General features: G+C 46.4%; 14 protein-coding genes, 1 tRNA gene and 1 riboswitch. Of the genes, 10 read left to right on the top strand and 5 right to left on the bottom strand.

Features of this window, described 5'->3' with window-relative positions:
• Window positions 1-5 precede the first annotated feature (5 nt).
• The 4 genes from B5Z18_RS08750 to B5Z18_RS08735 all read left to right on the top strand — a co-directional run bounded on the left by B5Z18_RS08750 (window position 6) and on the right by B5Z18_RS08735 (window position 2739).
• Window positions 6-77, top strand: a tRNA-Met gene (locus B5Z18_RS08750).
• A gap of 113 nt (window positions 78-190) precedes the next feature.
• Window positions 191-1060, top strand: coding sequence for a GTPase Era (gene era, locus B5Z18_RS08745; RefSeq protein ID WP_079468984.1), 870 nt, complete (start codon window positions 191-193; stop codon window positions 1058-1060).
• 57 nt (window positions 1061-1117) lie between these two features.
• Entirely contained in the window at window positions 1118-2431 is a 1314-nt protein-coding gene (der, locus tag B5Z18_RS08740) for a ribosome biogenesis GTPase Der (protein ID WP_079468983.1), read from the top strand.
• An 89-nt stretch (window positions 2432-2520) separates the two neighbouring features.
• Window positions 2521-2739 (top strand): hypothetical protein, encoded by a 219-nt coding sequence (locus B5Z18_RS08735; RefSeq protein ID WP_079468982.1) that lies wholly within the window; start codon window positions 2521-2523, stop codon window positions 2737-2739.
• A gap of 95 nt (window positions 2740-2834) precedes the next feature.
• Here B5Z18_RS08735 and B5Z18_RS08730 read toward each other — a convergent pair whose 3' ends face one another.
• Together B5Z18_RS08730 and topA are read right to left on the bottom strand one after the other, a co-directional pair.
• The gene (locus tag B5Z18_RS08730) at window positions 2835-3707 is read right to left on the bottom strand and encodes a transglutaminase-like domain-containing protein (protein ID WP_079468981.1); all 873 of its coding nucleotides are present in this window, start codon (window positions 3705-3707) and stop codon (window positions 2835-2837) included.
• Window positions 3708-3834: 127 nt separating this feature from the next.
• Window positions 3835-6186 carry a type I DNA topoisomerase gene (topA, locus tag B5Z18_RS08725; protein WP_079468980.1) on the bottom strand — a complete coding sequence of 784 codons (2352 nt, stop codon included), beginning with the start codon at window positions 6184-6186 and terminating at the stop codon, window positions 3835-3837.
• 226 nt (window positions 6187-6412) lie between these two features.
• Here topA and B5Z18_RS08720 point away from each other — a divergent pair, with 226 nt between their 5' ends.
• The 4 genes from B5Z18_RS08720 to B5Z18_RS08705 are packed head-to-tail and all read left to right on the top strand — an operon-like array spanning window position 6413 to window position 9270.
• Window positions 6413-7177 (top strand): Rossmann-like and DUF2520 domain-containing protein, encoded by a 765-nt coding sequence (locus B5Z18_RS08720; RefSeq protein WP_079468979.1) that lies wholly within the window; start codon window positions 6413-6415, stop codon window positions 7175-7177.
• A 43-nt stretch (window positions 7178-7220) separates the two neighbouring features.
• Entirely contained in the window at window positions 7221-7742 is a 522-nt protein-coding gene (locus tag B5Z18_RS08715) for a KdsC family phosphatase (protein ID WP_079470014.1), read from the top strand.
• A 14-nt stretch (window positions 7743-7756) separates the two neighbouring features.
• Window positions 7757-8698 (top strand): geranylgeranylglycerol-phosphate geranylgeranyltransferase, encoded by a 942-nt coding sequence (locus tag B5Z18_RS08710; RefSeq protein ID WP_079468978.1) that lies wholly within the window; start codon window positions 7757-7759, stop codon window positions 8696-8698.
• 2 nt (window positions 8699-8700) lie between these two features.
• Window positions 8701-9270 carry a Maf family protein gene (locus tag B5Z18_RS08705; RefSeq protein ID WP_079468977.1) on the top strand — a complete coding sequence of 190 codons (570 nt, stop codon included), beginning with the start codon at window positions 8701-8703 and terminating at the stop codon, window positions 9268-9270.
• Between the two features lie 63 nt (window positions 9271-9333).
• On the opposite strand, the gene B5Z18_RS08700 is transcribed toward B5Z18_RS08705, so the two are convergent.
• Window positions 9334-10515 carry a homoserine dehydrogenase gene (locus tag B5Z18_RS08700; RefSeq protein WP_079468976.1) on the bottom strand — a complete coding sequence of 394 codons (1182 nt, stop codon included), beginning with the start codon at window positions 10513-10515 and terminating at the stop codon, window positions 9334-9336.
• Between the two features lie 97 nt (window positions 10516-10612).
• Window positions 10613-11791, bottom strand: coding sequence for a trans-sulfuration enzyme family protein (locus B5Z18_RS08695; RefSeq protein WP_079468975.1), 1179 nt, complete (start codon window positions 11789-11791; stop codon window positions 10613-10615).
• Window positions 11792-11976: 185 nt separating this feature from the next.
• A riboswitch (SAM riboswitch) is annotated at window positions 11977-12096 on the bottom strand.
• Between the two features lie 127 nt (window positions 12097-12223).
• On the opposite strand from B5Z18_RS08695, the gene B5Z18_RS08690 reads away from it, so the two are divergent.
• Complete coding sequence (locus tag B5Z18_RS08690) at window positions 12224-13507, top strand: DUF2851 family protein (RefSeq protein ID WP_079468974.1); 1284 nt, start codon at window positions 12224-12226, stop codon at window positions 13505-13507.
• Between the two features lie 57 nt (window positions 13508-13564).
• Here B5Z18_RS08690 and B5Z18_RS08685 read toward each other — a convergent pair whose 3' ends face one another.
• Window positions 13565-13972: an OsmC family protein gene (locus B5Z18_RS08685; protein ID WP_079468973.1), complete on the bottom strand. Its 408-nt coding sequence runs from the start codon at window positions 13970-13972 to the stop codon at window positions 13565-13567.
• 166 nt (window positions 13973-14138) lie between these two features.
• Here B5Z18_RS08685 and B5Z18_RS08680 point away from each other — a divergent pair, with 166 nt between their 5' ends.
• Complete coding sequence (locus B5Z18_RS08680) at window positions 14139-14969, top strand: hypothetical protein (protein WP_079468972.1); 831 nt, start codon at window positions 14139-14141, stop codon at window positions 14967-14969.
• The last annotated feature ends 34 nt before the right edge of the window (window positions 14970-15003 follow it).

Genomic DNA, 15003 nt, shown 5'->3' with positions numbered 1-15003 from the left:
CTCATTGCGAGGTAGAGCAGAGGTAGCTCGTCGGGCTCATAACCCGAAGGTCAGTGGTTCGAATCCGCTCCTCGCTACAAAATAGGACTGAGGAGTCCATAAAAAAGATTAAGAGCCGAAGAAATTCGGCTTTTTTTATTTCGGTAAGTTTGAGTTGTGAAAGCAACATCACCAGGTTTTAAATGTCATCATGCATAAGGCAGGTTTTGTAAATATTTTTGGTAAGCCCAATGCGGGAAAAAGCACGTTGCTGAACGCCATTATCGGCGAGAAGCTGGCTATTATTTCCCCCAAAGTGCAAACCACGCGGCACCGTATTACAGGCGTATTAACGGATCCTGCGTATCAGATCGTTTTTTCTGACACGCCGGGTATCATTGATCCCAAATACAAGCTGCACGAGAAAATGATGGGTGCGGTTAAATCGGCCCTCGAAGATGCAGATGTGGCTTTGCTGATCATGGATTCGAAAGATTCTATGGAAGAAAACCTGGAATTGTTTGATTCACTGAAACTGAAAGTACCGATTGTTCTCATCCTTAATAAAATGGATAATATCCTCAAGGAGGATATGGAAGTTTTAGTAGAACGCGCCAAAGCCTGGGGCAAAGCAGCAGCGGTAGTACCCGTGTCTGCCATGCAGAAGAAAGGTATTAAGGAGCTGCTGGCTGAAATAATAAAGCTGCTGCCTGATGGCAACCCGTTCTACCCGGATGATACACTAACGGATAAGTCTACACGCTTTTTAGTGGCAGAAATGATCCGTGAAAAAGTATTCCAGCTGTTTGAAGAAGAGATTCCTTATCACACCACGGTAATTGTTACACAATTCCAGGAGAAGGAAACACTGACGAAGATCACTGCTGAAATCATCGTAACCCGCGACACCCAGAAAGGAATTATCCTCGGTGAAAAGGGCAAATCCATCCGCGAGCTGGGAACATTAGCCCGGCAGGAGATAGAGAAATTTATTGAGCGGAAAGTATTCCTGGAACTGTTTGTGAAGGTACGCGGCAAATGGCGCGACAACGACACTTTCCTGAAGGAATACGGATATTAATCATTGAAAAATTCCTGGATGTATTATCCAGGTTAGTACGACAAAATATAATAAAAAATGGCAGGATTTACAGTAGCTATAGTGGGTCGCCCCAACGTAGGCAAGTCAACGTTGTTCAATCGTTTACTGGAACAACGGAAGGCCATCGTGGATGACCAGAGCGGTGTAACCCGCGATCGTCAATACGGTATTGCCGACTGGAACGGCAAAACCTTCAACGTAATCGATACTGGCGGATTTGTAACCAACAGTGATGATGTATTTGAGCGGGAGATTCGCAAGCAGGCAAAAGTGGCAATGGAAGAGGCCAATGTAATCATCTTCATGTGTGATGTAACCACCGGTATTACCGACCTGGATGCAGACGTGGCAAATATCCTGCGTCGTACTTCCAAACCGGTTTTCCTGGTAGTAAATAAAGTAGATAACAGTCAGCGTCAGCTGGAAGCCACAGAATTTTACAGTATGGGCTTCGATCATATCCACTTCCTTTCTTCCATGACCGGTAGCGGTACCGGCGAATTGCTCGACGACGTGGTAAGCTTTATTACCCCGGAGATGGAAGACGCAAGACTGGATACAGATATTCCTAAAATAGCGATCATTGGTCAGCCTAACGTAGGGAAATCATCCCTGCTGAATGCATTGGTAGGCGTAGAGCGTAATATCGTTTCCGATATTGCAGGTACTACCCGCGATACCATTCACACCCGCTATAATATGTTCCAGAAAGATTTCATGCTGATTGATACCGCAGGTATCCGTCGTAAAACAAAGGTGCATGAAGACCTGGAATTTTATTCCGTGATCCGCGCCATCAAGGCGGTAGATGAATCTGATGTGGTAATGCTGTTGCTGGATGCTGAAAAAGGTATCACTGCACAGGATCTCAGCATTTTCAGTCTCGCTGCCCGTAAAGGTAAAGGCGTAGTGGTATTGGTGAACAAATGGGACCTTGTGGAAAAAGGTACCAACACCGCGAGGGATTATGAAAAAACGCTGAAAGAGCGACTGGCGCCATTCTCTGATGTGCCCATCATCTTCACTTCCGTAACTGAAAAGCAGCGTATTTTCAAGGCTATTGAAACAGCGCTCGACGTATACGAAAACCGTAAACGCCGGATCCAGACTTCCGTACTGAATGATGTGTTGCTGAAAGCGATTGAAGCATATCATCCACCGGTGGTAAGGGGTATTCCTATCCGTATCAAGTACGTAACGCAGATTCCTACGCATACACCGGCATTTGCCTTTTTCTGTAACCTCCCGGATGATGTGAAAACACCATACCGTAACTACCTGGAGAACCAGATCCGTACGAAATTTAATTTCACGGGTGTGCCTTTGAAAATCTTCTTCAGAAAAAAATAAATACTTACCGGAAAAAAGGAGTGCAGATTTTGTATTTTATAATTTTTGCATACCTTTGCGGCGGTTTTAAAAATAAAACAACCTAAAAAATGAAAAAATTATTCGTATTCGCTGTTGCCGCTGGCATGTTCTTCGTTGCTTGTAACGGTGGTAGCACTCCTGCTACTGATTCTGTTGCAACTGCACCAGTAGACACTATGAACGCTGCTCCAGTAGCAACTGCTCCAGTTGATTCTGCTGCTCACGTTGATTCTGCTGCTGTAACTGCTCCAGTTGATTCTGCTGCTGCTGCAACTCCAGCTAAGTAAGAGATTATTATAACAATAATATCTTTTCTTGCAAGAAATTAAAAAGCCCATCGCTTATGCGGTGGGCTTTTTAGTGATGTATACCGGTAACAGGATTAATCTTCGAGTATGCTTGCCAGGTTGATCAGCTCATCCTGTTTGTAAGCGTCTTTGTCGTCCCGGAAGCATTTGGATAATTCTTCCAGTAAGAACTGCACAATGCGTTTGTTGGATTGTGGTTTGAAGTAAGAAGGCACCGGTGGTACGGATACTCTTTTCAGATAGGTATCCACATCCTGCTGGGTGTAGATCTGGCCCTGTATGGGATCTATAAAGAAGAGGATCCGGTGGTCGTCAGGTTCTACCGGGGTGGAAAAATCAATGTAGCTGTCGAAATACGCCAGGATAAACTGCCGGGGGATATTCACCGCATACACTGGTAAATCCAGCATGGCGCACAGGCTCTGATAGATGATCCCATTGGTAACAGGGTTACCTTTTTTGGATTCTATCACCTGGTTAATAAAAAATTGATTTTTACGCTGGTAGGAAACTTCTTCTCCTTTGAGGCCAAAGTAGTTATAGATCATGCTGTTGAGCACATTGATCTGTTCCAGTGGTGTAAGATAATTATTGAGTTCCAGCCAGATATTACGTTTGATCCGGTCTATTTCCGCGATGATCTGTGCATCCATGAGATCGGGAAACTGGTACCGGGCGGCCAGTATGGCGCCCTGCATCAGGTCCTGTGTTTCTGAAAGTCCCCATACACGTAACGCCGCCTGCAAATCCTGGTAATGTACCCGGTGAATGAGCAGTTCTATCCTTTCCTGAATAGCCTCGTCAATTGTATTCTCCCACAAATTCTCCAGGTTCGGAATGATATCTTTACCGTACAGTAATATTTTACTGGCAACCGTATCAAATACCTCCAGATCCGGATCATCCAACAGGTGGAACAAAGCGTTTATTTCTCTGTTTTCGTTCATACCATTATTATGATCATGTGGTAATCATTAAATAATGTGATCCTGTCGGCAAATTAAATAATAAGCATACCCTTCACACTGCAGTTATTATCATTGCCCCATTTTTCAGCATATTCTTACCACAGTGTTATTCAGCTTTCTTCTTTCTGGGAGGCGCCTTTTTCTTCGGTGGATTGGCTTTAACGTCTTCAATGATCGCTTTGGCATCTTCCACTGTTAAATCAGCTGCGTTATCTATTTTCTCCTTTGGTATCTTATAGTTCTTCAGGCCTTGCTTAATATAAGGACCATATGGGCCCTTCAGGATCTGAATTTTCTCTTTTTCAAATATCTTAATGGTCCGTTCGTCTTTGGCAGTGCGTTTCTCCGCAATCAGCGGCGCTACTTCATCCAGTTCCACGGTGTAAGGGTCCATTTCCTTTTTCAGGGAATAGAACTTCTTATCGTGCTGTGCATAAGGACCAAAACGGCCAATGTTTACAATTACGTCAGAGTCCTCAAACTGCCCCAGATTACGAGGCAATTTAAACAATTCCATCGCTTCATCCATCGTGATGGTTTCGATACTTTGTGTGGACTTTAATTTGGCAAAGCGTGGCTTTTCCTCATCTTCCACACTGCCTATCTGGATCATCGGGCCATAGCGGCCCATACGGGCTACAATTGGCTTACCGCTGGCGGCATCGGTACCCAGCGGGCGTTCTCCTTTTACACGTTCTGCATTTTCCAGGGTGTTTTCCACATCTTTGTGGAAAGGAGAATAAAATTCGCTGATCATCGTGTTCCACACCTTCTTACCGCTGGCAATTTCATCAAATTCCCCTTCAATTTTGGCGGTAAAGCCGTAGTCCATTACATTATTAAAATACTGGTTCAGGAAGTCGGTTACAATCATTCCCAGATCGGTGGGGAATAATTTTGATTTTTCCGCGCCGGTATTTTCTGCATCGGTTTGTTTAGTGATCTTATCTGCCTTGAGGGTCAGGATACGGAAATCTCTTTTTATTCCTTCCTTATCTCTTTTTTCTACATAATTACGCTTCTGGATAGTGGTAATAGTAGGTGCGTAGGTAGATGGACGGCCAATGCCCAGTTCTTCCAGTTTCTTTACCAGGCTGGCTTCCGTGTAACGCGGAGCCGGGCGGGAGAACCTTTCGGTGGCTTTCATTTCTTTCAGGTCCAGCGACTGTTTTACTGCCAGTGGCGGTAAGGAGCCTTCCTGTTCTTCTTCTGTTTCATCCTCATCGTCGTGGCTCTCCATATATACTTTCAGGAAGCCGTCGAATTTCAGTACTTCCCCGCTGGCGCTCAGCTCTTCGTGGTTGGTAGAGATATCGATTTTTGCGGTGGTTTTTTCCAGTTCCGCATCCGCCATCTGGCTGGCGATGGTACGTTTCCAGATCAGTTCGTACAGTTTGCGGGTATCGCTGTCATCTACCGTGGTGTTTTCCATGTAGGTAGGACGGATGGCCTCATGCGCTTCCTGTGCGGACTCATTTTTATTTTTGAATTTCCGGTGTTGATGGTATTTGTCACCGAAACTGGTTTTAATTGCTTTTTCAATTTCACTGATGGCGGTATCCGACAGGTTTACGGAGTCAGTACGCATGTAGGTGATATTACCGCTTTCATACAGCTTCTGGGCCAGCAACATGGTTTTGGAAACGCTGTAGCCTAATTTGCGGCTGGCTTCCTGTTGCAGGGTGGAAGTGGTAAAAGGCGCTGCGGGCGATTTTTTACCTGGTTTAACCTGTATGTCTTTTACCGTATAGGCAGCTCCAACGCATTGTTCCAGGAATTTCTCCGCATCTTCCGCGGTTTTGAATTTGCCGGGGCCATCTGCCTTGAAAGAAATGCTTTTACCATTTATATCCTTACCGGTGAAATAGGCTTCCACTTTAAAGGTGCTCACTGAAGTAAAGGTATTGATCTCTCTTTCCCTTTCTACGATCAGTCGTACTGCCACGGATTGTACGCGGCCGGCGGACAGGGAGTTGCGCATACTCATTTTGCGCCACAGTACCGGGGAGATTTCAAAACCTACGATGCGATCCAGGATACGGCGGGCCTGCTGTGCGTTTACACGGTCCATATCCAGTTTGCGTGGATGCTGTACTGCGTTTTCTATAGCCGGCTTGGTGATTTCATGGAAAACAATACGTTTGGTCGTTTTAGGGTCCAGGTTCAACACCTCACACAGATGCCAGGAAATGGCCTCCCCTTCACGGTCCTCATCCGTTGCCAGCCATACCTCATCGGTATCCTTCGCCAGCTTCTTCAGCTCTTTCACCACCTTTTCCTTATCTTCCGGGATCACATACTTAGGCTTGAAGTTATTTTCAATGTCTATCCCCATGTCATCCTTCTCCAGGTCACGTATGTGACCGAAGCAGGACCTGACTTCGAAGTCTTTGCCCAATATTTTTTCTATGGTCTTGGCTTTCGCCGGGGACTCAACTATAACTAAATTTTTTGCCATGTATGCTTCTTTATTGTGCTGCTAAATACGCAAAATTCTGTAAAATAATTACTTCAATGAATTCCGCAATAATATAAAAGTACCTTCAAATTAAAAAATAAGGCCACTTTTAAACGTTAAAATACGTTGTAATGTAATGAAAAAAACGGGGACCCGCTAAAACACGTATATTAGAAACCACGAATCAGATGGATACCGGCGGTTTGTTATTTTAAAATTAATTATAATGGATGTAGTTATCGTTGGCACTGGCAATGTTGCGCATTGTTTCGGACACCTCTTAAAAATTCATGGTCACCAGGTAAAACAGGTGCTGAGCCGGAACAAGGAACACGCCAGGGAACTGGGAGAAATGCTCCACGCAGGTTATACAGATGATCTGCAGGATATAAATATGGACGCAGATGTGTACCTGCTCGCGGTAAGTGATGCTGCCATCCCGGAACTGAACGACCAGCTGCGCTTAGGAAAGCGTATGGTGGCGCATACAGCAGGGGCTGTACCCCTGGCAGCTATCTCCCGGATATCGTCTAATACCGGCGTGGTATACCCCTTACAATCGATCCGCAAGGAGGTGAAGAGCTATCCGCCTATCCCGGTGATGCTGGAAGCCAGCAACGACGAAGTGCTGCGGCGGCTGCAATCGCTGGCCCAGAGCATTTCCGGCAGCGTTACCATTACTACTTCGGAACAGCGGCTGAAATATCACCTCACGGCTGTATTGTGTAATAATTTTACCAATCACCTGATTGCGCAGGCAAAGGCGTATTGTGAAAAAGAGCAGCTTGACTTTAATTTGCTGCAACCTATTATAAAGGAAACTTTCGACCGGCTGGAAAAATTTGCACCGGAGTCGGTACAAACCGGTCCGGCGCTGCGCCAGGATGAAACCACCATGAGCCTCCACCGCGAATTGCTGGCCGGTGATCCCTATCTGCAACTGGTTTACCAGGTGATGTCTGACGCCATTTACCAGTTCCATAATAAATAGAGAATAAGCGATTGTTAATGCGTAATTGGCTATTTTTGGCCCCATGAACGTATTGGCTTTATTTAAATCTATCACCACCTTTGTGCTGGACGTGGATGGTGTACTCACCGATGGCACCCTGCAATTGCTGCCGGGTGGCGAAATGTCCCGCAGGATGAACATTAAGGATGGTTATGCTTTACAGCTGGCGGTAAAAAAAGGTTATCGTGTGGTGATTATCTCCGGAGGAAAATCAGAAAGTGTGGTGAGCAGGTTACAGGGACTTGGTATAAAAGATATCTTCACCGGCGTACACGATAAGCAGGAGAAGCTGCAGGATTATGTTTTTGAAAATGATCTTCGCTGGGAAGAGATATTATATATGGGAGATGATATCCCGGATTATCTGCCTATGCAACTGGTGGCTTTGCCCACCTGCCCCGCAGATGCGGCGGCTGAAATAAAAAGTATTTCCAGGTACGTGTCCCCATTGCCCGGAGGCCACGGCTGCGTGAGGGAAGTCATGGAAAAAGTATTGAAACTGAACGGACATTGGTTAATGGATGAAGGAATAGCATCGAAATAATAAAAGAGAAAACTATGAAGCTCTGGGCTGCATTTTTTAAACTGATCAGGTACCCGAATCTGATATATATTGGCCTCACCCAGTTTTTACTGCAATATTGCGTAGTAGAGCCGGTTTTACGCAGCTCCGGCGAAGAGCCGTCACTGCCGGTTCCCCAATTTATTTTACTGAGCCTGTCTACCGTACTGGTGGCTGCTGCCGGCTATATTATCAACGACTATTTTGATATCAACATAGACATTGTTAATAAGCCGGATAAAATGGTGCTGGACAAAATTATCAGCCGCCGCTGGGCAATGGCCTGGCACACCATGCTTAACCTGGCCGGCGTGTCGCTGGGTTTCCTGGTAGCGTGGAAAACAGGACAGTTTTACCTCGGCTTCACCCAGGTGATCTGTTCCCTGCTACTCTGGTTTTATTCTACTTCTTTTAAAAGACAGGTGCTGATCGGGAATGTGGTTATTTCGTTACTAACTGCCCTGGCAGTAGTGGTGGTAGGATTTTATGAAAAACAGATCTATCATAGTTTTGAAGCTATCATGTCGCCCACCGGCAGAAAGCTGATCCAGATAATAGGTGTGTATGCGCTGTTTGCGTTCCTCATTTCTATGGTCAGGGAAATTGTGAAAGACCTGGAAGATATGATGGGCGACAGCAAAGACGGATGCCGCACCCTGCCCATTGTCTGGGGAGTGCTGGCCGCCAAACGTTTTTGTAATGCGCTGCTGCTGGCGCTGATCATTATTATTCTCCTGGTGGAAATCCGCGTGTGGATCCTGGGCTGGTATGTTGCTATCGGTTATTTATTGCTGTTTGTACAGGTGCCCTGCGTATATATTTACCTGGTGCTAAAAAAAGCAAACCTCCCGGAACATTATCACCGGGTGAGTTCCCTGGTAAAAGTGATTATGCTTACCGGTATTTTATCCATGATATTTTTTAAACTTTATTTATAAAGATGTATAACCGCGCACCCGTTATCCTGGCCTCGCAGTCGCCGCGCAGAAAGCAGCTGCTGGAGCAGGCCGGCATCCCTTTCCAGGTGAAGGTGGTAGAAACCGCAGAAACTTTTCCTCCCGAACTGGCCATACCGGATATTCCTGTTCATATTGCGCGTCAGAAAGCGGCCGCTGTGCAGGAGCTGTGTGAAGCCGGCGATATTATCATTGCTGCCGATACGGTAGTAGTACTGGATAACAATATTATCGGCAAGCCCAAAGACCGTGAAGACGCCATTGACATTTTATCACGCCTCAGCGGACGTGAACATCGTGTAGTCACCGGCGTTATAATCCAGCAGGGGGAAAAGGAGGTTGCTTTTTCCAAAACAACGGCGGTACATTTTAAGGCGTTAACTACCGGTCAGATCACTTTTTACGTGGATAAGTACAAACCTTTTGATAAAGCCGGCGCTTATGCGATCCAGGAATGGATCGGCGCTGTGGGTATAGACAGTATTAACGGTTGCTTCTATAATGTAATGGGGCTGCCCGTAAGCAGGGTAGTGGAAGAACTGGAAAATTTTTAAGCAACAGGAACGGCGCAGGGAACTGCGCCGTTTTCATGATTGGTTTTTGCTTATTACATTTCTTTATTCCAATACGAGAATATTCACATCTTTATTTTTCAGCCAGCCGGCTTCTCTCAGTTTCTGTAAGTTGATAGTACCTACCACATAACGCCATTCAGTAGATTCATATTTTTCAGAGATATTAAAGAACTCTGCCAGATCTACCTGGTCGGGTGTTTTGTAGCGCAGGTATACTTTCAGTTTTACATCATTGGTAAAGCTGGGCTGATTGTTTTGTTTGATCTTTTTGTACTCGTAGCGGTAGTTGTATAACAGGGCAGAGATATCGGATAATACAGCGCTACCCGTAGCAGTACCGCCGGCGCCTTTACCTACAAAGAACTGTTTATCGGTGAATGCGCTTTCCAGCAGGATGCCATTGTATTCGTTATACACATCGTAGAGCAGGTTGTGTTCCTTAATGAGATGCGGCAATACGTATGCAAATACGTTACCGTTCTGACGGCGGCATTGTGCAATCAGTTTGATGGTACAGTTTCTTTGTTTGGCAAACTGTATATCAAAATCATTGAGGTGATGAATCCCGAAGTTGAATACTTCTTCCGGTTTCACAAAGGTGCCGAATGCGTGCAGCAGCAGGATCACTATTTTGAATTTCGGGTCATATCCTTCGATGTCGAGTGTAGGATCTGTTTCCGCGAAACCCAGGTCCTGGGCCTGTTGCAGGGCAGTGGCAAAGCTGAGGTTCTCTTCAAATATTTTAGTAAGAATATAATTCGTAGATCCGTTACAGATACCTTCTACGGCATTGAGCAGGTCGTTGTCATAATATTCTTCCAGGTTGCGGATAATGGGAATACTCGCACAGCTGGACGCTTCATACAGGAATGGCACTTTGTTTTCTGCCTGCAGCTGGTAGAGTGCGGGCAGGTTTTCAGCGATCATACGTTTGCTGGCGCTTACTACGGCTTTGCCGTTGCGGAGCGCTTTGCTCACTATTTCAAAAGCTGCTTCAGTGTCATTGATCAGTTCTACTACTACGTCAATGGTAGGATCTTCGAGGATTTCATTTTTATCTGTCGTAAAGTAACTGCTATCGATAGGTCTTGATTTATTAGGGTCTTTAATACAGATTTTTTTGATCCGTGCATTAATACCTTTTGTTCTGTTCAAAACTTCATAGAGTCCTTGTCCTACGACGCCGAATCCGAAAATGCCTAAATTGATGATCTTGTTTTCCATACTTTTTTTTGAGCTTTCAGCCGTAGTAGTCAGTCTTTCGCTGTGCAGAGATGATCAGGTTCTGAACATTGAAAGAGATGTGCTAACCGCCAGCGGCTTATTGTAAAACAGTAATTTGCTTGCCGGCCGGATGGTTTAATTTATCCAGCGCCTGTTTCAGGTCGTTGATCAGGTCATCGGCATCTTCGATGCCTACTGATAAACGGATGCAGGAGTCCTGCAGACCTGTTTTTCTCCGGAATTCTTCCGGAATGGTACGATGCGTCATGGTGGCCGGATGGGCCAGCATGCTTTTCACGCCGCCAAAGCTTTCTGCCAGCTTAAATAATTTGGTGGCGTTTACGATACGGATCGCATTTTTGATATTGTCGCTTTTCAGGGAAAAGCTCACCAGTGCGCCGTAATTTTTTTGTTGTTTACGGGCAATGTGATGGTTTTTATGTGTGGCCAGTCCGGGATAAAACACTTTATCCACCGCGGGATGTGCGGCCAGCCAGTTGGCGATGGCATTGGCGTTGCTGCATTGTTTTTCCAGGCGCAGGTATAATGTTTCAATACCGCGTATGGTGAGCCATGCTTCAAACGGGCTGAGGATACTACCGGAAATATTCTGGTTATACCGGATCTGGTCTGCCAGTGTTTTTGAGTTTACTACTACGAGGCCGGCAATCACATCACAGTGTCCTGCGAGGTATTTGGAAGCGCTGTGGATCACCAGGTCGGCGCCCAGCGTTAACGGCTGTTGCAGTAATGGTGTGCTGAAGGTATTGTCTACCGCCAGCAGGATATTATGTTGTTTAGCGATTTTGCTGATAGATTTAATATCAGAAACGCGCAAAGTAGGATTGGTAGGGGATTCCAGCCAGATGATTTTTGTATTGGGCGTAATGGCGGCCAATACTTTATCGAGGTTGCTGGTATCTACAAAATTCACTTTGATGCCAAAGCGTTCAAACATGTGGTTAAAGATCTGGAAGATGCCACCGTAGGTGTCTTCCACGGCCATGATTTCATCGCCGGTCTTTAACAGCTTCAGCACCGCATCTATGGCCGACATGCCACTGGCAAACGCAAATCCGGCAAACCCTTCTTCCAGGTTGCAGATGAGGTCTTCCAGCACTTTTCTCGTGGGATTGTTTGCCCGCGAAAACTCAAAGCCTTTATTGATGCCGGGTGATTCCTGCACGAAAGTGGACGTTTGATAGATAGGCACAGAAATGGCGCCTGTCAGTTCGTCTACCGGTATGCTATGAATCAGTTGTGTAGCTGTTTTCATGTTATAAATTATTTTTAATGATGTTCAATGTGCACAATTGCCAACTGCAACGATATCATTAAAGATCAACTTAAACAACAACAAATCCATGAAAGGGGTGGGGAAGGGGCATAAAAAAAGCTCTCCCGATTGTTGGAAGAGCTCCTTTAGAAAGTTATATATATCTGTGAAGTATTATCTCTGCCAACTTATCTTTCCCCGATTTGCACCGGGGCAGGAATTAGCACCTTTTTCCTGATTGTAATAATCAGGAAAGGTTGCTAAGGCATCGCAGGGCCAAGTCCCTCCGCCTTTCTGGATAAGTGATGTGTAAGAACTGGCGCAAAGGTAATATCACTTTGAGCAGATTTCCAAATTGGAGTTGGAATTTATTTATTAATCGATGTTTTATTACCTTTGGATGATATTATTTTGTACCCAACCATATCTCTTATGTTTGTTAACCCGTTGCTCTCAGAAGAGCTGTTCCAGCACATCTGGGCATTCCGGCTATTTAAGCAGGATCATCTAACCACTACCGGCGGAGAATCAGTACAGGTACTGTTTCCCGGTATTCACAACCACAATGGCGGGCCGGATTTTTCGGCCGCAAAAATCAGGATCGGGGCTACCCTCTGGGTAGGCCAGGTGGAGCTGCACCTGCGTACATCCGACTGGTTCCGGCATGGGCACCAGCACAATCCCCAATACGGGCGTATCATCCTGCACGTGGTGTTTGTACACGACATGCCCGCCGTCGGGATCAGGGAGGCGCCCTGCCTGGAACTGCAGCAGCATATTCCCAAGCTGCTCCTGCAGCGGTATGAGGAGCTGCGGCGGTTGTCGCCCTTTGTACCGTGTGCGCCGCATGCTTCCCAGGTGCCGTCGCTTATCTGGCTCAGCTGGAAAGAGCGGTTGCTGGCGGAGCGCTGGGAACGTAAGATCGGCAGCCTGCGGGCCTGGCTGCAGCACAACCGTTACAACTGGGAAGAAGTGTGCTACTGGGCAGTGGCGCAAAGTTATGGTACGCCCGTAAATGCCCTGCCGTTCCTGCAGGTGGCACAGTCGCTGCCCTATAAAATGCTGATGCGGTACCGGCATCTGCTGCTCCAGCTGGAGGCCCTGTTGTTTGGTCAGGCCGGGATGCTGGAAACGCCCCAAACAGACGGATATGCGTTACAGTTACAGGATGTTTACGGGCACCTGCAACATAAGTTCCGGCTAAGCCCTATGGCCGGTCATCAATGGAACTGGCTGCGGATGCGGCCCGCCGCCTTCCCTACCATGCGGCTGGCTACTTTCGCCGCGTTGTTGCAGCAATCCCCTCACCTGTTTTCCCGGATACTGGACGCCCCTGACGTAACGGCGCTGGAACAGCTGTTCTTCGTACAGCCATCGGCGTACTGGCATACGCATTACCGCTTCGGACATCCCGTAAACCGTACGCAGCGGCCCGGGAAACAGGCCGTACAGGGTATCCTGATCAACACTGTGTTACCTTTGCTGTTCCTGTACGGACAGGATAAGAATGGGAAATATTACCAGGAAAAAGCGTTGCATTTCCTGCAGCAGCTGCCGCCGGAAAAGAACCACATCACCAGCAGCTGGAGCCAATTGGGTATTACGCAGGAAAGCGCGATGGAATCACAGGCATTATTGCAGCTGAAGCAGCACTACTGTGATGAGAAAAAGTGCCTGCATTGCGCGATAGGAGTGAAGATTATCGCGGGCACCTGAGCAGGGAGAGCGCAGCGGATTTTGTCTTCTTAAAAAAACAAAATCCGCTGTAATTTCTTACCAGTTAAAAGTTACATCCTGCACAATATCCGGATGCACGCTCTTTGCCACAGGGCAGGTGAGCGCTGCTCTTTCCAGAATGGTTCTTTCCTTTTCGCCGAGGGTGTGGCCCGCAGGGAAATCGAATACAATGGTTACGCCGGTAATACGGCGGGGATCAGAACCCATTATTTTCTGAACGCTTACTTTGGTGCCTTCAATAGCCCAGTTATTGTCCAGCGCCTTGATGCCCATGATGCTGAGCATGCAGGAACCGAGGGCGGTGGCCACCAGATCAGTAGGGGAAAATCTTTCTCCCTTGCCACGGTTATCAACAGGTGCATCGGTATCGATAACAGTGCCTGATTGCAGATGGGTGGCGGTTGTACGAAGTTCGCCGGTATAGATAATAGATGCTGTTTGCATGATATCTTTTTAAATGATCAATCCGTAAAATTAAATGTATTTTTATTATAAGTGTATCCCCTGGTAGTGAAGGCCCTGGTAAACTAAAAAAAAATTAGCTACGTTTGTAATATATACATAACAATACCTTTGTTCAAGCGTTTATTTATTATAATAATAGCCCACTGTGAAAAAAATATACTTAATCCTGTTTTTAGCAACAATATCCGGCGGCTTATTTGCGCAATCTACCTCACGGCAGCAGCAAAGCACGAAGAAAAGTGACAAGGAACAGCGTAAGCTGAAGAAGATTTCCATTTTCCGTGAACAGGAAGAGGGGGAGAATGTTTTCCAGCGCGACTTTTCCGCGGGCGCCCGGCTGAATACCGACGGATGGTCTGGTTTTGCGGAACTGGGATACCGGAAAACGAGGAAAAAGGTGAATTATTTCCAGTTTGAGTTTGGAGAGAAGAAAAGTAACAAGGAAGTAAAGATCAACAGCGGTTACGCATTTACCCAACGTCCTTTTATATACGGCAAACAGAATAATTTCTACCAGGCTAAGCTGGGTGTGGGCCAACGGTACCTGATCGGCGGCAAAGCCAATAAAAACGGGGTAGAAGTAGACGCCATCTATTACGGCGGCTTATCCCTGGGGCTGGTGAAACCTTACTACCTGAATGTGCAGGATGAAAACGGTGAGAATGTGGATATCAAATACACCCCGGAAACCGCGGACCTCTTTCTGCATAAGGAACAGATTAACGGCGCCGGCGGTTTTGGAAAGGGCTGGAGCAATCTCAGTGTGGTACCGGGTTTACATGCCAAATTGGGCATGCGGTTCGACTGGGCCCACTTTAACGAGGTGGTGAGCGCCCTGGAAATAGGAGTAAACGGTGAATACTACACCAAAAAGATCCCTATTATGGTGGCAGTAGATGGCGTTGACCCAAATAAACAGTTCTTTTTTAATGCATATGTCAGCATCCAATTCGGGAAGCGCTGGAATAAGAGATAAGTATTAACTTTGCTCTTCTAAAGAAAGGAATAAG

Source organism: Chitinophaga ginsengisegetis (assembly GCF_900168065.1).
In the GTDB taxonomy this organism is placed as follows: Bacteria; Bacteroidota; Bacteroidia; order Chitinophagales; family Chitinophagaceae; genus Chitinophaga; species Chitinophaga ginsengisegetis.
The sequence above is the reverse complement of the archived record's forward strand: the minus strand, read 5'-3'. Positions and strand labels throughout refer to the sequence as shown.